Genomic DNA, 21304 nt, shown 5'->3' with positions numbered 1-21304 from the left:
GAATAAGGGAGAAGAAGTACTATGCAATTTTTTTTGATTTTACTGGTGATTGCCGGCGGGATGGGGCTGTCCGTTGAGGCTGGCCTGCTGGGGCCGCTGGGCGAACAGGTCGGGGATTTGTGGGCGACGTTCAGCATATTTGGCGTCGGAGCCGCACTGACGTTTGTGCTGATGCTGTTTTTCAGCCCGCGCAACAGCCCGTCGTTTTTCGCGCAGCCATCCTGGCAGCTGCTGGGCGGCGTGCTTGGACCGGTTTACGTGGTTATTCTGACCATCGCCACGCCGGTCATCGGCATCGCCATGACGATGATCGGTATTCTGGCGGGACAGGTATTCAAAAGCCTGATCATCGACCACTACGGCCTGCTGGGTACACTGCACCGCAGGATCGATACGAAACGCATTATCGCGCTGGCGTTCATTATTGCCGCGCTTATTCTCGTGGCGCAGGGGTAACGTTATGACCGTCATTATGATTATGTTAGCCGTTATCGGCGGCGCAACGCTGAGCGTCCAGGCCGCCATTAACGGACAGTTGGGCAGCCGCGTGGGCGTATTTAAAAGCGCGTTTCTCACCTTTTCCGTCGGCGCGCTGGTGACCGCCCTGCTCATTTTCTTCTTTGAGCCAAAACAGGCGGTCAGCCTGATGGACGTGCCGAAATGGCAGCTGCTGGGCGCGCTGTGCGGCGTGCCGTACATCGTCGTGATGGTGCTCGCCGTGCAGCGTATCGGCACGGCCGTCGCGACGGTGGCGGTTATCCTGGGCCAGCTGGCTATGAGCATGCTGATTGATAACTTTGGCTGGCTCAACAATGAAGCCATTCCGTTTTCAACGAGCCGCCTGGCTGCCGTCATCTGCCTGGGTATTGCCCTGTATTTTATTTACTCCAGCAATAAATCCCGCCCCGCCAGCGACTGAATCACGCTTTACGGGTAAAGAAGAGCGTCACCGTGGCGACGGTGACGCCTTCGATATCGCCAGCCGTCCCTTCATAGCGGTCTGCCGCCACGCGGCGGATCTGCTTCCCGCTGCGATCCTGCACCATGCCCCACGCCTCGGTTTTCCCCTGGAAATAGGTGAAAATGTCCAGCTTCGGCTGCTGCTGACGGTACTCCGTTACCTCCGTGCGGCAGCCCGCCAGCAGCATCGTCAGGGCAAAAGCCGCGATGATATCTCCGTTTTTGCCGTCATAGCGCCCGTCCGGCGTCAGTAGCTGCGAGGTGTAAACGGTAAAAGGCCCCCAGGTGAGCGTGGCGCTTCCCACCTTGCGCCAGCCGAGCCAGTCGGCATCCAGCTGACGACGATAAAGGTCGGCTCCAGAAACTCAATCGTGCCAAGCCGTTCACCGATGAGGTGGGCCAGCGTGCGGGCGTAGTCTGGCCCCATATCAAAGTTGAGGTATTCGCAGGTTCCGGCGCAGAGGATAACGACGTCGGCGTAGCACCCCGTCAGAGCCTGGCGACAGGCGTCCCTGTCCGTTATGTCGAACAGGCGAACCGTGACGTTGGGGCTGTGCTGATGCAGGGCTTCAAGGCGCGCCGGGTCACGCCCGCAGGCAATGACGTGATAGCCGTCATCCGCAAAGGACCTCGCCAGCCCGGCGCCAATGCCGGAACTCGCGCCGGTAATCAGTACGGTTTTCATGATTTCACCCTGCGCTTCACGCCGCGTACCGCCCAGCCGAGCACGGGAAGATGTTCATTGATCATCTCTCCGGCGTCGTAATAGTCCCGCTGGCGCACAATCAAGTTATTTTCCGTGTCCACCACGGAACAGCCCGGCATCTCAAGCGGATCTCCCCCGGCAATGCGCGGATGCGACCAGTGCATCGTCCATGTGACGACAAAACGGCTGTCGCCACTCAGCGGGGGGTCGATGGAAAAGCGGCAGTTGTCCACGTTAGCCAGCAGATGGGTAAAGTAGCGCTGGAGCGCAAACAGCCCGTGATGCTCACCGAAGGGATCGATAAGCGTGGCGTCAGGGTGGTAAAGCCCTGCCAGCGCCGACGGTGGCTGGGCATCCAGCGCGGCGTAGTAATCAAAAAACCGACTGACGACGGAGGGCAACATGCTCATGGGTCACATCCTGGCTGTAAACAACGTGGCGTAATCGCATAATTAAAACTTACACAATCACCGTTATTTGTCCAAGTTTGTTGGTGAATATATTTTTTTAACCAATATTTACATAGGGTTAAAAATGACAACAAAAGCCATTTTTGAGATCGGGATGAGTTCCCGTGCCCAGCAGCTGCTGATTTTAAGGAAAACCTTAAGGCAGACTCGCCGTTTATCCTCCAGGCTTATCCTTTTTATTCATAAGGATGCTTCGCGATGAGACGTTTCTTTCTCTCACTCTTTTCAAGCCCGGAATCTTTGCTTCAGGTGATGACGCAGCAGGAGATCATTGAAGCCGTGGAGGACGGGGACCGCATTATTATCGATCAGGACGGAAACGCCTCGGTGAACTACAAAAGCAATGAGGTTCGCCAGGATTTTCTGCGCCACGTCACTGCGCTGAAGAGGGCGTGATATGGGAACGGCGATATTTATGGTGCTGATGGTGTGCGGGTACTGGTATACCAGCCGCGATCTCTCGACGCGGTTTAAAATTAAGCGTTCCTTCGGCTGGGACGTGTATTTCCTCGTCGCGCTTTATGGCTGTATTTTCGTTTTACAGGGCGTGATCGCCACCGGCCTCCTCTGGCTGCTGCTGTTCGCGCTGTCAGCCGCGGACAATACTTTTCACTTTACCTCGCAGAAATATGCCGACTGGCAGATAGATTTCATCAACTGGAGTTTCCTGGGGATCCAGGCGCCGGTAGTGGTGATGCTGGCCTTCGCCATTCTGTTCTGTCTCTATCGTTCTAACTGGGCGGGCAGCGCGAGGCTCGACGGCGAGGGCCGGAAAAAACTCTACAAGCGCCTGGCGCAATCAAGCGGCATTGAACAGCTCCTTTACCAGTGCATGGAGCAAGGGGAGCTGGCGCAGGTGGCGCTGAGGTCTCGGCGAATCTATGTCGGCATGATCCATACCGCCACGCTGGAATATGAAAAGACGGCCAATATCGTGCTGATCCCGATGCTAAGCGGCTATCGCGATGAAAAAACGATGAATCTTCGCATCGAAAATAACTACAGCAGGTGGTACCACGAGCATGACATCACGCTTGATTCGGATCCCCGAAGCGCCATGGACTTCCGCAGAGTCATCCTGCTCAATCAGATTGAGAGTATTTCGCTCTTCGATCCCGCCAGCGCCAGCGCGCTGGAGATGGCGCCGGAGGAGGACAACGACGAGCGGTAGCCTACTTTGTATAGCGGCGCAGCGTGGATGCCGGGTGCTTCAGCAGCGCCGCCTCAGGACGTACCGGACGGCGGACAAGCTCACCGCCGCAGTTTGGACAGCGCCCGCTCAGCGCCTGAGTGACACACTCGTTGCAAAAGGTGCATTCGAACGAGCAAATGTAGGCTTCGGATGTATCGGGCGGGAGATCTCTATCGCAACGTTCACAGTTAGGGCGAAGTTCAAGCATGGGGTTTACCTGTTTTTTAGATAGACGCCTGAAGAGGCATTCTCATTATTTTGAGTACGCTCTGCTGTGATGCCGTCTCAAACACCACTTCATTGACGCAAAGCATGCCCTGTCTCTGATAGAACCTGTAAGCGCCTTCGTTTTGCTCGAGCACTTCCAGCCATAAAGAGCGCTTGCCGTTATTTCTGGCCAGCTGTACGGCGTGTTCAAACATCAACTTACCATAGTGTTTGCCCGTTTCAGCTGAGTCCAGGTAAATCCCCCTGCCGCCGACCGGGAAAAACCGTGTAAACGGCTCATTCTGCCGAGCCGATGACGCCTCGCTCTACGCCGCCTGCCCGGTTATTTTCTCCAGCCCACTCTTCAGCCCGTGAATAACCGCGTCGACATCCATTCCCATCTGGGCATGAATGATGGCTCCGTCGATCAATATCATAATTTCATTAAGCCGTTGTTCATCGGAAATAGCCGTCAGGGCCGCAATTTTTTCTTTCGTCTCTAATTTATGGATGCGGCAAATTTCTTTTATTTCGTTTTCAACCTCTTCGGATTTCGCTTCTGCGCTGGCGTTAATAAATGCGCAACCGTGGAATGAAGGCATCACAAACCACGCGTGAAGCGTTGCTGCCAGGGCATCCGACGCAGTTCTCCCTTCGTCAACATTCAGGCGCAGCGCGGTCTCAAACCAGTCTATCCATATTTCGTGCCGATAATGCAAATAGGCAAGAATGAGCAAGTTTTTACTGGGGAAATGACGATAAAAAGTTACTTTCGTCACGTGAGCCTGCCTGATGATGGTATCTACACCCGTTGCTTTAAACCCCGTGGAATAAAACAGCTCATGCGCGGTTAGTACTATTTTCTCTCTGACGCTAATTTTTTCGTTTTTATTCGCAATGGATGTTTTCACCACGTTCAAGCCTCAATTGAGTTGTTGACAGCGTTATTTTTCAGGCCTAGATTAACGCAAGTAGACAGATCTGTCTACATGCTATCAACCAGAGGTCATTCAGATGAACACACGCCCACCGTTACCGCCCTTTACCCGTGAAACGGCTATCGAAAAAGTCAGGCTGGCAGAAGATGGCTGGAACAGCCGCGACCCCGCAAAAGTTGCCCTCGCCTACTCCGTGGATACAAAATGGCGAAACCGTGCGGAATTTGCCGCTAACCGCGAAGAAGCCCAGGCCTTCCTGGACCGCAAATGGAAAAAAGAGCTGGACTATCGCCTGATCAAAGAGCTTTGGGCGTTTACAGAAAACCGTATTGCCGTGCGCTATGCCTATGAATGGCATGATGATTCGGGCAACTGGTTCCGTTCTTACGGCAATGAAAACTGGGAGTTTGACCAGGATGGCCTGATGACGCGTCGTTTCGCCTGCGTAAATGACATGCCGATCGAAGAATCAGAGCGTCTGTATCACTGGCCGCTGGGCAGACGTCCAGATGACCATCCTTCTTTAAGCGATCTTGGGTTATAGGTTGAGTCGCGAGGGGATCTTCAATCACACCTTTCTGAGCATCATTCGGGGGAACGGCAGCGAGACGTCCCCTGAATGAAGATGGGTACGGGCGATCAGGCAGCCTTCACGGCTCTGATTTTTTTCCCGTCAGCCTCTTTCTTGCTGGCAAATGTCATTTTCTCTTCACCTTTTCTTACGACAATATATTTTATTTCAACAGCCATGATACGCCCCTTGCACTGTGGTTATATACAGTATAATAGCACCAGCTAATGTTGCAGCCAAAATGTGTTTCACAGGGCACATTTCCTTTCCAGCCGTACAGGGATACGCTACTCTCACAGCAGCATTCGCAACCCAAGCGGTTCAGTGCCTGTCCCCTTTCTTACCTCCTGAAAAATCAGATAAACATCTGATTTACGATTGCTCAAAAAAGGTTAAGAAATGAAAAAAACAGCCCCAGAATATACACCTGTTGACCTATCCCGCTGGGCAAGAAAGGAACATTTCGAGGTCTTTCAGTCTTTTGCGCAATGCACGTTCAGCCAGACCGTTCAGTTAGACATTACCGGGCTGCTAAAAAATACAAAAAAGTTTGGCTGGAAATTTTACCCTACAATAATTTTTCTCCTTTCACAGGCTGTGAACCGGCATGCTGAATTCCGTATGGCCATGAAGGATGATGAACTTATAGTCTGGAATGAAGTCCACCCCAGCTATACCATTTTCCATAATGAGACGGAAACGTTCTCATCATTATGGAGCCCTTATGATGGCAATATTCTCCACTTCCTGGACGCCTATTCAGCAGACGTTGCCCGCTATGGCAACAACGTTGCTTACTGGCCGAAGAGCGAGTCTCCGGAAAATATATTTTTCGTATCGGCGATCCCCTGGGTAAGTTTTACCAGTTTTGATACCAACGTCGCGAAGATGCAGAATTTTTTCACCTCCATGTTTACGCCTGGGAAATACGTTGAGCAGGAGGGGAAAATACTGTTGCCACTCGCCGTTCTTGTCCATCACTCCGTGTGCGACGGTTTCCATGTGGCAAGAATGATCAACGAGTTACAAGAGACATGCCATGACCTGCTGAAGCATTTAGACGAACTCAATGCCTGATTAGCCGTTTGCCAGCAGGCAGGCTAGCGTAACCACTTTTAATGGCTGTTTCCCGCCACGTTATTACAGCCCCCCCCCTGAACGTTCTGCTGGCGTTTAAAACGTATTCACCTGTCTCTGACCAGATCGGTTATTCATCAGCAGTGCCGATGCTGAATAATTCCGCTGCCGTTGTGAGTCGGTAGCGGATTTTTAAAGTTCAAAATCCATTTAGCGAAAAATCATCTACTATTCTTAGTGCAAGGAATGAATTTCCATCCTGATGGGAATTTTTTCACGTTTTACCGGATTTCTTTTTATAAATGGACTACCCGGCTCCTTTAGAGCACAGGTGTTGAAGGTGGTTATATTTCCTGTTTCTTCAATCAGTTCCTGGTTCCGAACGCATATATTATTTAAAGGACAACCGTTATGACTCACATTCACGAAAGCGCCATAAACAGCACGACACCCGACACTCGTCTGACGCTGCCCGCCGCGAGCAGCAGCGCTGTATCATGGGGCGCAATCTTCGCCGGCGCAGCAGCTGCGGCCTCTCTCTCTTTGATTTTACTTATGCTGGGCGCCGGGTTAGGTCTTACGTCTGTTTCGCCATGGGAAAGTCGCGGGCTTGACGCAGGTAAGGTGGGTATTGCCGCTATAGCGTGGTTAACCTTTACTCAAATTGTTGCGTCAGGAATGGGCGGCTATTTATCCGGGCGACTGCGCACCAAATGGGTCGATACGCGTGGCGATGAAGTCTATTTCCGGGATACTGCACATGGATTTTTAGCCTGGGCCGTAGCGGCGCTCATATCCGCTGCGCTGTTCACGAGCGCCATAAGCGCCGTCGTCGGAGGGGGAGCTAAAATCGTGGGGAATGTTGCCGGCGGAGCAGCGCTAACTACGGCGGCGGGTGCCGCAAGCATGGCTAACGGGTCCCAGGACGAACAGGGTTCGTCGATGCAGTATTTCGTCAATTCGATGTTCAGGTCGAATGCCCCAGGCACCTCCTCAGGCAACGCTGACGCTCCCGCATCGCCAGCCGCTCCGGCAACGCCTTCAGCATCTCAACAGCCCGTCTCTCCTGCACAGCTGAGCGAGGTGTCGGGGATATTTGTAAACAGCATTACCAGCGGGACCTTGCCCCAGGAAGATCGTCAGTATGTCGCTCGGTTGATCGCACAAAATACGGGTATCAGCCAGCAGGAGGCTGAACAGCGGGTGCAGAGTACCTATGACAAAGCCCAGGCTAAATTAAAAGAAACGAAGGAGAAAGCTCAGCAGGCTGCGGATGCCGCACGCAAAGCCACGAGCTATCTGATGCTCTGGACGTTCATTTCTCTGCTGGCAGGTGCCTTCGTCGCCAGCCTGTGCGCGACCTTTGGTGGTCGTCAACGTGATTTATAATCGTTAAAAATGCGGGAGGTTTTAAATGCGCTCTTTATTACTGTTCTTTCTAGGGGTACCCATTCCAATTATTATTTTGATTGCCCTGTTTTTCCACTGATGCACGTGTAGCAACAGGCCTTTTAAACGTACGTCATGAGAGTAGCCAAAACATAAATGCCCGGAAGGGCATTTATGTTTTTTCTTTTGGGGTTATACCAGCGCGAGCTGACTGACGCTCTTTTTACGTGGCAGACTTCGGGCGTAAATTTTCATCAAACGTCAGCCGCTTGCGCCCTTCTTCCGCCTCGCGCAGCGGCTCCACCTGATGCAGCGTCTGCTTACAGCGATCCACCAGTACCTGATACTCCCGCGTGCCCTGCTTTTTCCACTCTATTTCCTGCGCGCTTAACTCACGAATCGCTTTCGCCGGACTGCCAAGAATTAAGTGATTCGCAGGCATCTCCGCTTTGGCCTTCACAAACGCCGCCGCCCCGACGATGCTGTTTTCGCCGATCGTCGCCCCGTCCATCACGACCGCATTCATCCCCACCAGCGCATTACGGCGGATAATGCAGCCGTGCAGGATCGCGCTGTGGCCGATATGCCCGTCCTCTTCCACCACCGTGTCCTGCTCCGGAAAACCGTGCATCACGCAGTTATCCTGGATGTTGGCGCCGTCTTTCACCACGATCCGGCCAAAATCACCGCGCAGGCTGGCGTTAGGGCCCACGTAAACACCTTTTCCGAGGATCACGTCGCCAATCAGCACCGCGGTCGGGTGAACATAGCTCTCGTCAGGCACGACCGGCGTCAGACCATCAATTTGATAAACAGGCATACCCTCTCCTTATGTGATATTCAGACCACCAAAACGCTGGTGATAAAGCGTGCCGGGAGCGGGCAGCTCGCCCACGGAGGTTTCCCCCTTCTCACTGACAAACGCCAGGGCTCCCGCCGCCACGCGCTGATAGATGTTAATACACAGCTGTCGCGCGCTCTGTCCCGCCCAGTGCGCAGGAAGTAACTCCTCCGGCAACAGCGGATCTTTCAGCACCACGCGACGATAAAAATGAATGAGTAACAGCTGGATCTGGAAGCAGCGTTCCGGAGTCAAATCCTCAGGCGGCGCCTCTTTCAGCAGCGGCAGCAGCGGACGGAACGAGTTGATAAACGTTTCGTACATCGCATTTTGTTCGGTCAGCTGCCAGCACTCTTCCACGCGGGATCGTAACGCCGCGCGTGACAAGGCCAGCGGCGAATGGGCTTCAAAGAAAATGACGTTTTCCGCCACGCCCGCGTCATGCAGCAGAGACTGCACGTCCGCCAGGTTCTGCGACGGCGAGGCCATCAGGCTCGGCGCCAGCGTGCCGAACCCTTGCCAGATGAGCTGTTTTTTCACGTCCGCGAGCGTGGTTTTATCCAGCCCCTCGGAAAGCAGCAGCAGCCATTTACCATCCCACGCCGGCAGTTCCGCACGGTAGATTTTATTTTCCGCGCGGCGGGTCAAACGCAGCCCCTTATCGCTGAGACGGTAAAAGCTGCGACGGCCAATGCGGGACACGTCCAGCCAGCCCTCTTTGTTGAGGCGAAACAGCGCGGTGCGCACAAAGCGCTCCCCGAAACCCATCCCTTCCAGCAGAGCCGCCAGGCTGCCGAGCCAGATCTCTCCGCCGCGATGGGAAAGCGCATCGCCATACAGCGAGGAGATAAGCGACGTTCCGCTGACGGGAACAGAGCTGACTGCGTGCTGGATAAAGGCATCAAGTTTATTCATGTGATTCATTCTGTTGTTATTTTTTTCCTGGATGAATCATAGCACAGGAATTTGGGGTTTCCCCCTCACCCTAACCCTCTCCCAAAGGGAGAGGGAACGTTGTCCACCCTCTCCCTTTGGGAGAGGGCTGGGGGGAGGGAAATTCAACCGTTGGCCGCAACCTTGCGCAAATCAAACACCCGGCAGGCTTTCCCTTCCGAGCGCGGAATGCTGCCGCAGTTGACGATCGTCACGTCCGTTGAGATCCCCACCATCGATTTAATGCGGTGGCGCAGCTGGTGGCACACCTGACAGCGCTGTTCATGGGTCAGCGTTAAGCTGCTCTGTTTCAGCTCGACCTTCACCGAAAGTGAATCAAGATGCCCGCGGCGGTTCACCTCCAGCTGATAGTGCGGCGAAAGGTGTTCGAACTTAACGATCTCCTCTTCCAGCTGAGACGGGAAGACGTTCACGCCGCGAATAATGAGCATGTCGTCGCTGCGACCGCTGATGCGGTCCATACGCCGCATGGTGCGTGCGGTGCCCGGCAGCAGGCGCGTCAGGTCGCGGGTGCGGTAGCGGATCACCGGCAGCGCCTCTTTGGTCAGCGTGGTGAACAGCAGCTCGCCCTGCTCGCCGTCGGCCAGCGGCGTGCCGTCATTCGGGTTGACGATCTCCGGATAGAAGTGATCTTCCCAGATGGTCGGGCCGTCAGCGGTTTCAAGACACTCCATCGCCACGCCCGGCCCCATCACTTCGGAGAGACCATAGATATCCAGCGCGGTAATGCCCAGCCGTTTTTCAATTTCGCGGCGCATCGCCTGCGTCCACGGCTCAGCGCCAAACACGCCGACGCGCAGGGAACAGGCGCTGGCATCGCCGCCCATCTGACGCTCCAGCTCTTCAATCAGGTTCAGGCAGTAAGACGGCGTCACCATGATCATATCCGGCTGGAAATCGCGGATCAGCTGCGCCTGCTTCTCCGTCTGGCCGCCGGACATCGGGATCACCGTCGCTCCCAGACGCTCGGCACCGTAGTGCGCCCCCAGCCCGCCGGTGAAGAGCCCGTAACCGTAGGCGACGTGAATTTTATCCTTCGCGCTGCCCCCGGCGGCGCGCAGGGAACGGGCGACGATATTGGCCCAGTTGTCGATATCATTCTGGGTATACCCCACCACGGTCGGCTTTCCGGTGGTGCCCGACGAGGCATGGATGCGTACCACCTGTTCCATTGGCACCGCAAAGGTATCAAACGGGTAGTTGTCGCGCAGATCCTGCTTGGTGGTGCACGGGAATTTTTGCAGGTCCGCCAGCTCGGTGAAGTCGTCAGGGTGAACGCCCGCGGCATCAAACTTGCGTTTGTACATCGGAACATTGTTGTAGGCGTGGTGCAGCGTCCACTTCAGGCGCGCGGTCTGCAACGCCTGCAATTCATCAATGGACGCGGTTTCGATCGGATCAAGCTTTGTTGTATTTATCATCGCAGGGTACTCACATTATTGTTCGCTCAAACACGCTCAAGGATCATGGCAATGCCCTGACCCACACCGATGCACATCGTACACAGCGCGTAGCGCCCGCCGCGTCGGTGCAATTCATTGCTTGCGGCCAGCGCCAGTCTGGCACCGCTCATTCCCAGCGGATGACCTAGCGCGATCGCCCCGCCGTTCGGGTTGACATGCTCCGCGTCATCCGGCAAGCCCAGCTGACGCAGCACGCCCAGCGCCTGTGCGGCGAAGGCTTCATTAAGCTCAATGACGTCCATATCGGTGATACTGAGTCCGGCACGCTCCAGCACCTTGCGGGTTGCGGGCACCGGGCCTAATCCCATCAGGCGCGGCTCGACGCCCGCTGTCGCCATGGCCACAATGCGGGTACGCGGGGTTAACCCCTGGGCAAGCGCCATCGGCTCGCTGGCGATAATCAGCGCCGCCGCCCCGTCGTTGACGCCAGAGGCGTTCCCCGCCGTCACCACACCGTTCTTACGGAACGGGGCTTTCAGCGCGGCAAGCTGTTCCAGGGTGGTTTCGGCGCGCGGATGCTCGTCCACGCTCACTTCCGTTACCGCACCTTTTTTCCCCGCCACCTGTACCGGGATAATCTCCTGCGCCAGAACGCCATTCTGCTGCGCCCGCGCGGTGCGCTGCTGGCTGCGCAGGGCAAATGCGTCCTGATCGGCACGGCTTATATTTAACAATTCCGCTACATTCTCTGCCGTTTCCGGCATGCTGTCAGTTCCGTATTGCTGATGCATGAGCGGATTCACAAATCGCCAGCCGATGGTGGTGTCGAAGATCTCCGCCTGACGCTGAAACGCCGCCGTGGCTTTGCCCATCACGAACGGCGCACGGGACATGGATTCGACGCCACCGGCGATCAGCAGATCGCCATCCCCGGCCCTGATGGCGCGCGCCGCAAAGCCAATGGCATCCAGACCGGAGCCGCACAGGCGGTTAATGGTGGTGCCGGATACCGTCTGCGGCATCCCGGCCAGCAGCGCCGACATGCGCGCCACGTTGCGGTTATCCTCCCCGGCCTGGTTCGCGCAGCCGAAGATCACGTCATCTATGCGCTCCAGATCGAGCTGCGGGTAACGCGACAGCAGCGCACGCAGCGGCACGGCACCTAAGTCATCGGCGCGCACGCTGGATAATCCTCCGCCGTAGCGACCAACCGGGGTACGCACCCCCTCACAAATAAATGCGTCACGCATCAGGCTTCTCCTGTCACACTGCCGCCAGTGCGGTGCGATTTCCCGCGAAAAAGAGCGACGGTTTTCTGTTGTTGGTTCTGAATTTCAATGTCGTAGACGCCGGTCAGTTTGCCCTGATGCTTCACCCGCGCGGTGGCGGTGAGCTTATCTCCGGCAAAGCCCGGACGCAGAAAATCGATGGCGCAGCCTGAGGCCACCGCCGCCATCCCCTGACTGTTGCAGGCGTAGGCAAAGGCGGTATCGGCCAGCGAGAACAGCTGTCCGCCGTGACAGGTTTTATGCCCGTTGAGCATCTGCGGGGTGATGGTCATGGTCACCACCGCGTAGCCCTCGCCCATGTCGATAATGTCCATCCCCATCGCCTGCGCGCAGGCGTCCCGTTCGTACATCGTGCGGGCGTTATGCCAGGCGTTATGACTCATAGCTACTCTCCAGAAGCGCACGCTGGCGCAGCAGTGAACAGGGGCGATAGCGTTCCTCGCCGTAGTGACGTTGCAGATTCTCCAGCAGCGTTAACAGACGCTGCCAGCCAAGGCGCTCGCCCCAGGCGATGGGCCCGCAGGGATAGTTGACCCCTAAGCGCATGGCGGTATCGATGTCTTGCTCGCTGGCGACCCCTTTTTGCAGGGCGTCCAGCGCTTCGTTGGCAATCATCGCTACCGTGCGCCAGACCAGCAGACCGGGGTAATCGGCAATCTGTACCACCCGTTTCTCCTGGTGCTGCAACCAGTAAATGGCTTTCTGCGTGGCGGCGTGCGGGTTGCCGGGTGCGGCGGCTATCACGGCCACATCCCGCTCGATGCGGTCGACCACCACCACCGGGCAGCCGTGGCGCAGCGCCAGCGACTGCGCAGTTTCACCCTGCGTTTCGATCAGCAACAGATCGTCAATTTCCGTGACACCGTCACTTCTTCGCTGTACGCGCATCGGGCTGAAGCTGTCGCTGACCGGGGCGAGCCAGCTGACGGCGGGTTTCTCCTCCAGCCAACGGTAAACGCCCTGCCCGCTTTTCTTACCCAGACGCCCCGCCAGCACTAGCTCCTGCTGCACCAGCGACGGCAGAAAACGACGCTCCTGCCAGAAGGCGTTAAACACGGAGCAAGTCACGGCAAAGTTGACGTCCTGACCAATCATGTCCGTCAGCTCAAGCGGCCCCATCGGGAAGCCTCCGCCGTCTCGCAGGGCGGCGTCGATCACCTCGGGCGTTGCCACCTGCTCTTCCAGCGCACGCCAGGCTTCCGAGTAGAACGGGCGCGCCACGCGGTTGACGATAAACCCCGGCGTGGACTGGCAGCGTACCGGCTGCTTTCCCCAGCTCAGCGCCAGCTCGCACAGTGCATCGGCCACTTCGGGAGAGGTCGCCAGCCCGCTGACCACTTCCACCAGCTTCATCACCGGGGCAGGATTGAAGAAGTGCAGCCCGGCGACACGTTCAGGGTGGTTTATCTCCGCCGCAATCGCGGTAACGGAAATGGACGAGGTATTGCTGGCAAGCAGCGTCTGCGGCGGGCAGATCTCTGCCAGCTGGGTAAACAGCGCTTTTTTTACCTCAAGCCGCTCGGAGGCCGCCTCGATCACCAGATCGGCTTTCGCCAGAGCACTGATAGTCGTCACCGGCGTCAGGCGGGCGAGGATCTGTTCCCCGGCGTCGGCAGAGAGTTTTCCGCGCGCAACGCGAGAGGAGAGCCGCTGACGAATGCCGTCGATGGCGCGGGAAATCGTCGCTGCATCAATGTCGTACACCAGAACCGGATGACCGTGGCTGGCTGCCACTTCGGCAATACCGGCGCCCATGGTGCCGCTGCCAATGACGGCGACCGTATGGATATTCACCATCTTATTTCCCCGTAAAGTTCGGCGCGCGTTTTGCCAGGAACGCGCTGACGCCTTCCCGGTAGTCGTCGCTGCGTCCGGCCAGACGTTGATAGTCGCGCTCCAGATCAAGCTGGGCGTCAAGGGTATTGGTTTCTGCGGCGTTGATCGCCTGCTTGATCAAACCCAGGCCAAAGGTCGGCTGCGAGGCAAAATGCAGCGCCATCTGCTGTGCGGTGGCGGAGAGCTGCTCATCGTCCACCACCTGCCAGATCATTCCCCAGGCCTGTGCCTGCTCGGCGCTGAGCTTATCGCCCAGCAATGCCAGCCCCATGGCGCGGGCGCGTCCGGTCACGCGCGGCAGCAGCCAGGTTCCGCCGCAGTCCGGTACCAGCCCGAGCTTGCTGAAGGCCATCACAAAGCTGGCTGAACGGGCCGCAATCACCATGTCGCAGCCGAGGGCCAGCGTGGCCCCCGCGCCCGCCGCCACGCCGTTAACCGCGCAAATCACCGGCTTCGGCAGTTTTGCCAGGCGGCGCACCAGCGGGTTGTAAAAAGTCTCAACGGACATGCCCAGATCGGGCGCGGGGCCGTTCGGGTCGACGTTACGGTCGTTAAGATCCTGCCCGGCGCAGAAACCGCGTCCTGCCCCGGTGATCAGCAGGCAGCGGATGGCGTCATCGCGCTCGGCCTGCTTCAGGCATTCGGAAAGCTGCTGGTGCATGACGTCGTTAAAGCTGTTCAGGCGCTCCGGGCGGTTCAGCGTAATGGTCATTACGCCCTGCTCAACATGGCTCAGAATAGATTCCACAATTAGCGTCCTTTAAAGTCTGGGGTGCGTTTTTGTAAAAAGGCGTTGATACCTTCCCGGCGATCGTCGGTGGCCGCGAGCAGCGCAAACAGCTGACGCTCCTGCGCCAGCCCGGCCTGAAGCGGGACTTCCTGCGACTGGCGAAGCGCCTGCTTCGCCGCCTGTAGCGCCAGCGGCGAGTGGCGCGCCATCAGCGCCGCCTGCTTCAGGGCGTACTCCAGCGTCAGCGAGGCCGGGTAGACGTCGCTGGCCAGCCCGGCGCTGTGCGCCTGAACCGCCGTGATGCTTTCGCCCGTCAGCACCATTTTGCTGGCCAACGATTTGCCCACGCTGCGGATCAGCCGCTGGGTGCCCCCTGCGCCCGGCATGATCCCGAGGGTGATTTCCGGCAGGCCAAAACGGGCGTTATCGCCGGCAATCACGACATCGCAGAGCAGCGCCAGCTCACAGCCTGCCCCCAGCGCGAAGCCGTTCACGGCGGCAATCAGCGGTTTGGTGAAGGCGTTGATCCGCGCCCACAGCTGCGGACGGATATCGTTCAGGGTGGCGGGCAGGTCTTTCTCCGCCATTTCGTTGAGATCGGCCCCGGCGGCAAAGCAGCGTTCGTTGCCGTACACCACGCAGACGGCGATCTCAGCATCCGCGGCGGCGGCCTCAAGCTGCTCCGCGATTTGCAGGAGCAGCGCATTGTTGAGCGCGTTGCGCGCCGCCGGACGGTTAAGCGTCAGCTGCAACACGCGACCGTGACGGGTGACAATCAGTTCACTCATGCCATCCCCTTCGCATCAAAATCGACGATAACATCGGCGGTTAACGGCAGCGCCTGACAGCTCAGCACATAGCCTGCGGCCAGCTCGTCCGGCTCCAGGCTGTAGTTGGTCGCCATATCGACTTTTCCACGCAGCACTTTGCATTTGCAGGTGGCGCATACGCCGCCCTTGCAGGCATAAGGCAGATCCGCCCCCTGACGCAGGGCCGCGTCAAGAATGCTCTCGTCGTCCGCCGTCAGGGTGATCTCCCTGTCGCGCCCGTCCTGACGGACGGTGACCTTCTGCCCGTCGGCCTGCACGCTGGCTGTCCGTTTAACGGCGGTACCTGGCGTGTTAAAGCGCTCAAGATGGATCGCTTTTTCCGGCATACCCAGCGCTTGCAGCGCCGATTCGGCCTCATCCATCATCGCCGACGGGCCGCAGATGAAGGCTTCATCGTACTGACGGAAATTCACCAGCGTTTTTGCCAGCGCCTGGAGCTTTTCCCCGTCAATGCGGCCATGGAGCAGATCGCTATCGAGCGTCTCCTGGCTGAAGATGGCGATCAGCTGCAAACGCTGCGGGTATTTATCTTTCAGGTCCGCCAGTGCCCGGCGGAACATCATGCTCTGGCTGCTGCGGTTGCCGTAAATCAGGGTGAAGTGGCTGTGGGCTTCAGTGGCCAGCGTAGCGGACAAAATCGCCAGCATCGGGGTGATCCCGGACCCGGCGGCAATCGCCAGATAGTGGCCTTCGCGTTCGGCCTGCGGCTGGTAGCCAAACTGCCCCTGGGGCACCATCACCTCCAGCGCCATGCCCGGTTTGATCTCGTCCCGGGCATAGCGGGAAAAACGTCCGCCCTCGATGGCTTTGACCGCTACGCTGATCTCACCGCACGCGGTGCTCCGGCAGATGGAGTAGCAGCGGCGCAGTTCATCCCCGCCAGGACTGGCTTTCAGGGTCAGATGCTGACCGGGACGGAAGCGGTACGCCTCCTGCAACGCCTGCGGCACCGCGAAGGTAATGGTCACCGCGTCGCGGGTTTCGGGTTCTACTTTTGCCACTGTTAATGAATGAAACGTTGTCATGGCAGCCTCAAATACATTTGAAATAGTCGAAGGGCTCACGGCAGGTATTGCAGCGGTAGAGCGCTTTGCAGGCCGTAGAACCAAATTCACTGATAAGCGAGGTATCGGTGCTCGCACAGCGCGGGCAGCTCACCTCAGCGGGAACGTGGGCATGGCAGCTATGGCCGACAGGCGGGCTGATGCCATATTCACGCAGGCGCCTGCGGGCATCGTCGGTCATCCAGTCGGTGGTCCAGGCGGGCTCCAGTTGCAGCACAATATGTACCGGGCTAAAGCCGTTTTCGGTCAGGGTTTCGCGGATCGCCCCCAGCAGATGCTCCGTTGCCGGACAGCCCGAATAGGTTGGCGTGAAGCCGATGACCCAGCCTTCCCCCTGCGCCTTCACGCTGCGCACCATGCCTAAGTCGGTGATGGTCAGCACCGGCACTTCCGGGTCGGGGATCTGGCTTAACAGCGCCCAAATCTGCGGGATTTGTGCAGGCGCGATGTCGACGAGGCGTTGCATGGCGTCCTCCTTTACCACTGCTGGCCGGGGTAAACGCGCTGGAGATACTGCATCTCTGCCAGCATCGGCCCGAGGTGTTCAGTATGTAGCCCCTTCTTGCCGCCCGTGCGATACGCCACCTCTCCGGGCACGCGGAGGGTGGCTTCCGCCAGGCCAGCAAACACTTCGCGCTCCCACGGGTCCCGCAGGTCGCGCGGATCAACCGCCACGCCGTCATCAATCAGCGCCAGCTCGACGTCGTCGGCGTCGAACAGTTCAGCCGTAAAGCGCCACAGGCTATCCACCGCCTGCTGCATTTTTTGTGCGGAGGTTTCTGTTCCGTCCCCCAGCCGCACCAGCCAGCCGCGGCTAAAGCGCAGGTGATAGCGTGCCTCCTTAATGGCTTTTGCCGCGATGGCTGCAAGCTGACTGTCGCTGCTATGGATCAGCCGCTCGTAGAGCGCCACGTTCCACGCATCCATCAGATACTGACGGGCAATGGTGTCAGCGAAGCTGCCGTTTGGTTGTTCCACCAGCAGCAGATTGCGGAACTGACGCTCATCGCGGCCATAGGCCAGGGTGTCTTCATCGCCCTTACCCTCCCGTTCAGCGGCGTAGGTCAGGAAATTGCGCGCCTGCCCGAGCAGATCAAGGCCGATATTGGCGAGCGCCAGGTCAATTTCCAGCTCCGGCGCATGGCCGCACCAGGCGCCCAGACGCTGTGAGAGCACCAGACCGTTGTCGCCCAGACGCAGGGCATAAGCAGATACGTTGTTCATCCCCAACCTCACATATGCTCGATGCCATCAGGGATGGTATAAAACGTCGGATGGCGGTAGACCTTGCTTTCCGCCGGATCGAAAAACTCCCCGCTCTCTTCCGGCTGGGAAGCGACGATTTCACTCGCCTTCACCACCCAGATGGAACAGCCTTCGCTGCGGCGGGTATAGGCATCGCGCGCGTTTTCCAGCGCCATGCGGTCGTCGGCAGCGTGAAGGCTGCCCACATGCCGGTGCGACAGCCCCTGCTTCGAACGGACAAAAACTTCGTATAACGGCCAGTAAACATTGCTCATGGTTGATTCCTCTTATGCGGCCTGGCGGGCGCGTTGTTTTTCCGCGTGGGCCAGAGCGGCTTCACGCACCCATGCGCCGTCGTCCCAGGCTTTACGTTTTGCGGCCAGACGTTCGTGGTTGCAGATCCCGCGCCCGTTGATCACCTCGTCAAATTCCTGCCAGTCGATTTCGCCGAAGCGGTAGTGGCCGCTCGCTTCATCGAAACGCAGGTCGGGGTCCGGCACGGTCATACCGAGCATCTCCACCTGAGGCACCGTGTTGTCCACGAAGCGCTGGCGAAGCTCATCGTTGCCAAAGCGTTTGATCTTCCAGGCCAGACTGCGGGCGCTGTTTGGGGAGTTGTCGTCGTTGGGTCCAAACATCATCAGCGCGGGCCACCAGAAACGGTTGATGGCGTCCTGCAACATCTGCCGCTGGGCTTCGCTGCCCTGCGCCAGCGCCATACAGGCCTCAAAACCCTGACGCTGGTGGAAGCTCTCTTCTTTACAGATCTTCACCATCGCCCGGGCATACGGGCCGTAAGACGTACGGCACAGCGCCACCTGGTTCACAATGGCCGCCCCGTCCACCAGCCAGCCAATGACGCCGATATCGGCCCAGCTCAGGGTCGGATAGTTGAAGATGGAGGAGTATTTCATCTTGCCGTCGAGCATCTTTTGATAGATGTCCTCCCGGGCGCAGCCCAGCGTTTCCGCCGCGCTGTAGAGGTACAGGCCGTGTCCGGCTTCGTCCTGCACCTTCGCCAGCAGAATGGCTTTCCGGCGCAGCGTCGGCGCGCGGGTGATCCAGTTCCCTTCCGGCAGCATGCCGACAATCTCAGAGTGGGCGTGCTGTCCAATCTGGCGGATCAGCGTCTTGCGGTAGGCATCCGGCATCCAGTCCTGCGGCTCGATGGCCGTCTCCTGTGCGATGCGTTGCTCAAAGCGTTGTTCTTGCGTCACATAACCACCTTTGTGATTCGTTAAATCACCACAAATAGCAAAATGGTGAATCATTTGGTTTCTTAAAAGTTACACAAAGGTTAAATATAACCCCAAGAAGCGTTTGTTTATTTTGTGACGACGCTCGCAAGCCTTTTCATGAAAGGCCGATAATGCAAGGCTTTCGGGTGGTCAGGTTAAGCAATACAGATCACAGCGTTAACAATTCATTAAAACTCGACTTGCTTTTTATGATTCACGATCAAACTATTTATAGTGAAATTACGAAACACCTGGAGAGAAGAAATGCAGCAGTTAGCCAGCTTCTTGTCCGGCACCTGGCAATCAGGCCGGGGCCGCGAGCGCACCATCACCCACGCCATCAGCGGGGAAACGCTATTTGAAGTCACCAGCGAAGGGCTGGATATGGCGGCCGCGCGCCGTTACGCCATTGAACACGGCGGGGAAGCGCTCCGCGCAATGAGCTTTATCGAGCGCGCCGCCATGCTGAAGGCGGTGGCCAAACATCTGCTGAGCCAGAAGGATCGGTTTTATGCCCTGTCAGCCCAGACCGGCGCGACGAAGGCCGACAGCTGGGTGGATATTGAAGGCGGTATCGGCACCCTCTTCACCTACGCAAGCCTCGGCAGCCGTGAGCTGCCGGACGATACCCTGTGGCCGGAGGATGAACTGATCCCGCTGTCGAAGGAAGGCGGCTTTGCGGCACGTCACGTGTTAACGTCGAAATCCGGCGTGGCGGTGCATATCAACGCGTTCAACTTCCCGTGCTGGGGGATGCTGGAAAAGCTCGCGCCCACCTGGCTTGCCGGGATGCCCGCCATCATCAAGCCCGCCACCGCCACCGCGCAGGTGACTCAGGCGATGGTGAAAGCGATCGTCGAGAGCGGACTGGTGCCCGACGGCGCCATCAGCCTGATCTGCGGTGGCGCGGGCGATCTGCTGAACCAGCTCGACAGCCAGGACGTGGTGACGTTTACCGGATCGGCCAGCACCGGGCAGAGTCTGCGCGTCCACCCGAATATCGTCGCGCATTCCATTCCGTTTACCATGGAAGCAGATTCTCTCAACTGCTGCGTGCTGGGTGAGGACGTGACGCCGGAGCACCCGGAGTTTGCGCTGTTTATCCGAGAAGTGGTGCGCGAGATGACCGCCAAAGCCGGACAAAAATGTACCGCCATCCGCCGCATCATCGTGCCGGAAGCGCAGGTTGACGCCGTCAGCCAGGCGCTGATTGCGCGGCTGGAGAAAGTGGTCGTCGGCGATCCGGCCCAGGAAGGGGTGAAGATGGGGGCCCTCGTCAACGGTGAGCAACGTGCTGACGTGCAGGAAAAAGTCGATCATCTCCTTGCCGCGGGCTGTCAGATCCGTCTGGGTGGTAAAGCTGATTTGCAGGCGGCTGGCGCATTCTTCCCGCCCACCCTGCTGTTCTGCCCGCAGCCGGACGAAACCCCGGCCGTCCACGCCATCGAAGCCTTTGGCCCCGTCGCAACCCTGATGCCGTACCGCAACACCGAACACGCCATGCAGCTGGCGCGGGCGGGTGGCGGCAGCCTGGTGGGAACGCTGGTTACGGCAGATACCCGCGTGGCGCGGCAGTTTATTGCCGGTGCCGCGCGCGCCCACGGACGCATTCAGATCCTCAACCAGGAATCCTCGAAAGAATCCACCGGCCACGGTTCACCGCTGCCGCAGCTGGTGCACGGTGGTCCGGGACGTGCGGGCGGCGGCGAAGAGCTGGGCGGCCTGCGCTCGGTGAAGCACTATCTTCAGCGCACGGCCATTCAGGGCAGCCCGTCCATGCTCGCCGCGATCGGTAAACAGTGGGTCCGTGGCGCGGAGGTGCAGGAAGATCGCGTTCATCCCTTCCGTAAATACTTCGAGGAGTTACAGCCGGGCGACAGCCTGCTGACCCCGCGTCGTACCCTGACGGAAGCGGATATCGTGAATTTTGCCTGCCTGAGCGGGGATCATTTCTACGCCCATATGGACAAAATTGGCGCGGCGGAGTCGATTTTTGGTGAGCGCGTGGTACACGGTTATTTCCTGATTTCCGCCGCGGCGGGGCTGTTTGTCGATGCCGGGGTTGGGCCGGTTATTGCCAACTACGGCATGGAAAACCTGCGCTTTATCGAGCCGGTCAAGCCGGGCAATACCATTCAGGTGCGCCTGACCTGTAAACGTAAAACGCTGAAGAAACAGCGCACTGCCGAGGAAAAACCCACCGGCGTGGTGGAATGGGCGGTGGAGATCTTCAACCAGCACCAGCAGGCCGTGGCGCTCTACTCCATCCTGACGCTGGTGGCGCGCCAGCAGGGTGACTTCTGACGCACCTCTTTCTTGCCGGGTGTCGCTCCGCTTACCCGGCCTACAACTACCTGACCGGGG

Annotated in this window: 25 protein-coding genes and 3 pseudogenes; 8 read left to right on the top strand and 20 right to left on the bottom strand. The window is 58.1% G+C overall.

Annotated elements, in window-relative coordinates; all coding sequences use genetic code 11:
- The first annotated feature begins 21 nt into the window (after positions 1–21).
- Together RS584_RS10160 and RS584_RS10155 are read left to right on the top strand one after the other, a co-directional pair.
- Positions 22–456: a DMT family transporter gene (locus tag RS584_RS10160; protein WP_315749609.1), complete on the top strand. Its 435-nt coding sequence runs from the start codon at positions 22–24 to the stop codon at positions 454–456.
- Between the two features lie 4 nt (positions 457–460).
- Positions 461–919 (top strand): DMT family transporter, encoded by a 459-nt coding sequence (locus tag RS584_RS10155; protein ID WP_032669947.1) that lies wholly within the window; start codon positions 461–463, stop codon positions 917–919.
- Positions 920–962: 43 nt separating this feature from the next.
- Here the strand turns inward: RS584_RS10155 and RS584_RS10150 are convergent.
- The 3 genes and pseudogenes from RS584_RS10150 to RS584_RS10140 form a co-directional block, all read right to left on the bottom strand.
- Positions 963–1211, bottom strand: a pseudogene (locus RS584_RS10150) (DUF3833 family protein); the annotation flags it as partial.
- A 185-nt stretch (positions 1212–1396) separates the two neighbouring features.
- A pseudogene (locus RS584_RS10145) lies at positions 1397–1645 on the bottom strand (SDR family NAD(P)-dependent oxidoreductase); the annotation flags it as partial.
- Complete coding sequence (locus RS584_RS10140) at positions 1642–2076, bottom strand: nuclear transport factor 2 family protein (RefSeq protein WP_315749606.1); 435 nt, start codon at positions 2074–2076, stop codon at positions 1642–1644. The pseudogene RS584_RS10145 and the gene RS584_RS10140, both read right to left, overlap by 4 nt.
- A 258-nt stretch (positions 2077–2334) precedes the next feature.
- Here RS584_RS10140 and RS584_RS10135 point away from each other — a divergent pair, with 258 nt between their 5' ends.
- Both RS584_RS10135 and RS584_RS10130 read left to right on the top strand, forming a co-directional pair.
- Positions 2335–2532 carry a hypothetical protein gene (locus tag RS584_RS10135; RefSeq protein WP_032669954.1) on the top strand — a complete coding sequence of 66 codons (198 nt, stop codon included), beginning with the start codon at positions 2335–2337 and terminating at the stop codon, positions 2530–2532.
- A 1-nt stretch (position 2533) separates the two neighbouring features.
- Positions 2534–3307 (top strand): hypothetical protein, encoded by a 774-nt coding sequence (locus tag RS584_RS10130; protein ID WP_315749602.1) that lies wholly within the window; start codon positions 2534–2536, stop codon positions 3305–3307.
- A 1-nt stretch (position 3308) separates the two neighbouring features.
- Here RS584_RS10130 and RS584_RS10125 read toward each other — a convergent pair whose 3' ends face one another.
- The 3 genes from RS584_RS10125 to RS584_RS10115 all read right to left on the bottom strand — a co-directional run bounded on the left by RS584_RS10125 (position 3309) and on the right by RS584_RS10115 (position 4446).
- Positions 3309–3536, bottom strand: coding sequence for a DUF1272 domain-containing protein (locus tag RS584_RS10125; protein WP_071993554.1), 228 nt, complete (start codon positions 3534–3536; stop codon positions 3309–3311).
- Between the two features lie 16 nt (positions 3537–3552).
- Positions 3553–3750: a GNAT family N-acetyltransferase gene (locus tag RS584_RS10120; protein WP_032669957.1), complete on the bottom strand. Its 198-nt coding sequence runs from the start codon at positions 3748–3750 to the stop codon at positions 3553–3555.
- A 111-nt stretch (positions 3751–3861) separates the two neighbouring features.
- Positions 3862–4446, bottom strand: a complete 585-nt coding sequence (locus tag RS584_RS10115) for a TetR/AcrR family transcriptional regulator (RefSeq protein WP_315749598.1) — start codon at positions 4444–4446, stop codon at positions 3862–3864.
- 103 nt (positions 4447–4549) lie between these two features.
- On the opposite strand from RS584_RS10115, the gene RS584_RS10110 reads away from it, so the two are divergent.
- Positions 4550–5017: a DUF1348 family protein gene (locus RS584_RS10110; RefSeq protein ID WP_032669963.1), complete on the top strand. Its 468-nt coding sequence runs from the start codon at positions 4550–4552 to the stop codon at positions 5015–5017.
- Between the two features lie 128 nt (positions 5018–5145).
- On the opposite strand, the pseudogene RS584_RS10105 reads toward RS584_RS10110, so the two are convergent.
- Positions 5146–5223, bottom strand: a pseudogene (locus RS584_RS10105) (YebG family protein); the annotation flags it as partial.
- A gap of 220 nt (positions 5224–5443) precedes the next feature.
- Here RS584_RS10105 and catA point away from each other — a divergent pair.
- Both catA and RS584_RS10095 read left to right on the top strand, forming a co-directional pair.
- Positions 5444–6121 carry a type A chloramphenicol O-acetyltransferase gene (catA, locus tag RS584_RS10100; protein ID WP_315749596.1) on the top strand — a complete coding sequence of 226 codons (678 nt, stop codon included), beginning with the start codon at positions 5444–5446 and terminating at the stop codon, positions 6119–6121.
- 411 nt (positions 6122–6532) lie between these two features.
- The gene (locus tag RS584_RS10095; RefSeq protein WP_315749594.1) at positions 6533–7510 is read left to right on the top strand and encodes a hypothetical protein; all 978 of its coding nucleotides are present in this window, start codon (positions 6533–6535) and stop codon (positions 7508–7510) included.
- Positions 7511–7733: 223 nt separating this feature from the next.
- On the opposite strand, the gene paaY is transcribed toward RS584_RS10095, so the two are convergent.
- From paaY to paaA, 13 genes are all read right to left on the bottom strand, one after another.
- Complete coding sequence (paaY, locus tag RS584_RS10090; protein WP_315749592.1) at positions 7734–8330, bottom strand: phenylacetic acid degradation protein PaaY; 597 nt, start codon at positions 8328–8330, stop codon at positions 7734–7736.
- Positions 8331–8339: 9 nt separating this feature from the next.
- Positions 8340–9275, bottom strand: coding sequence for a phenylacetic acid degradation operon negative regulatory protein PaaX (paaX, locus tag RS584_RS10085; protein ID WP_032103751.1), 936 nt, complete (start codon positions 9273–9275; stop codon positions 8340–8342).
- A gap of 134 nt (positions 9276–9409) precedes the next feature.
- Positions 9410–10726: a phenylacetate--CoA ligase PaaK gene (gene paaK / locus RS584_RS10080; protein ID WP_315749590.1), complete on the bottom strand. Its 1317-nt coding sequence runs from the start codon at positions 10724–10726 to the stop codon at positions 9410–9412.
- A 26-nt stretch (positions 10727–10752) separates the two neighbouring features.
- The gene (gene pcaF, locus RS584_RS10075; protein WP_315749588.1) at positions 10753–11958 is read right to left on the bottom strand and encodes a 3-oxoadipyl-CoA thiolase; all 1206 of its coding nucleotides are present in this window, start codon (positions 11956–11958) and stop codon (positions 10753–10755) included.
- Positions 11958–12380: a hydroxyphenylacetyl-CoA thioesterase PaaI gene (gene paaI / locus RS584_RS10070; RefSeq protein ID WP_315749586.1), complete on the bottom strand. Its 423-nt coding sequence runs from the start codon at positions 12378–12380 to the stop codon at positions 11958–11960. The genes pcaF and paaI overlap by 1 nt, the downstream gene beginning before the upstream one ends.
- A complete protein-coding gene (paaH, locus tag RS584_RS10065; RefSeq protein WP_315749584.1) occupies positions 12370–13794 on the bottom strand; it encodes a 3-hydroxyacyl-CoA dehydrogenase PaaH in 1425 nt (474 codons plus the stop codon). Before paaH ends, paaI begins: the two co-directional genes overlap by 11 nt.
- A gap of 1 nt (position 13795) precedes the next feature.
- A complete protein-coding gene (gene paaG / locus RS584_RS10060) occupies positions 13796–14584 on the bottom strand; it encodes a 2-(1,2-epoxy-1,2-dihydrophenyl)acetyl-CoA isomerase PaaG (RefSeq protein WP_086523888.1) in 789 nt (262 codons plus the stop codon).
- Positions 14584–15351: a 2,3-dehydroadipyl-CoA hydratase PaaF gene (gene paaF / locus RS584_RS10055; RefSeq protein WP_023303680.1), complete on the bottom strand. Its 768-nt coding sequence runs from the start codon at positions 15349–15351 to the stop codon at positions 14584–14586. Before paaF ends, paaG begins: the two co-directional genes overlap by 1 nt.
- On the bottom strand, positions 15348–16418 hold the full coding sequence (gene paaE, locus RS584_RS10050; RefSeq protein ID WP_315749582.1) for a 1,2-phenylacetyl-CoA epoxidase subunit PaaE: 1071 nt from the start codon (positions 16416–16418) through the stop codon (positions 15348–15350). Before paaE ends, paaF begins: the two co-directional genes overlap by 4 nt.
- Before the next feature lie 7 nt (positions 16419–16425).
- Positions 16426–16923 (bottom strand): 1,2-phenylacetyl-CoA epoxidase subunit PaaD, encoded by a 498-nt coding sequence (paaD, locus tag RS584_RS10045; protein WP_015570596.1) that lies wholly within the window; start codon positions 16921–16923, stop codon positions 16426–16428.
- An 11-nt stretch (positions 16924–16934) separates the two neighbouring features.
- Complete coding sequence (gene paaC / locus RS584_RS10040; RefSeq protein WP_045342856.1) at positions 16935–17681, bottom strand: 1,2-phenylacetyl-CoA epoxidase subunit PaaC; 747 nt, start codon at positions 17679–17681, stop codon at positions 16935–16937.
- An 8-nt stretch (positions 17682–17689) separates the two neighbouring features.
- Positions 17690–17977, bottom strand: coding sequence for a 1,2-phenylacetyl-CoA epoxidase subunit PaaB (gene paaB / locus RS584_RS10035; protein ID WP_003857353.1), 288 nt, complete (start codon positions 17975–17977; stop codon positions 17690–17692).
- Between the two features lie 12 nt (positions 17978–17989).
- Positions 17990–18919 (bottom strand): 1,2-phenylacetyl-CoA epoxidase subunit PaaA, encoded by a 930-nt coding sequence (gene paaA / locus RS584_RS10030; protein ID WP_023296558.1) that lies wholly within the window; start codon positions 18917–18919, stop codon positions 17990–17992.
- 285 nt (positions 18920–19204) lie between these two features.
- On the opposite strand from paaA, the gene paaZ reads away from it, so the two are divergent.
- Positions 19205–21244 (top strand): phenylacetic acid degradation bifunctional protein PaaZ, encoded by a 2040-nt coding sequence (paaZ, locus tag RS584_RS10025; protein WP_315749578.1) that lies wholly within the window; start codon positions 19205–19207, stop codon positions 21242–21244.
- The last annotated feature ends 60 nt before the right edge of the window (positions 21245–21304 follow it).

Source organism: Enterobacter sp. DTU_2021_1002640_1_SI_PRY_ASU_LCPMC_013 (genome assembly GCF_032389435.1).
GTDB classification, from domain to species: domain Bacteria; phylum Pseudomonadota; class Gammaproteobacteria; order Enterobacterales; family Enterobacteriaceae; genus Enterobacter; species Enterobacter hormaechei_C.
Note: the sequence above shows the minus strand (reverse complement) of the source record. Positions and strands in the feature narration are given on the sequence as shown.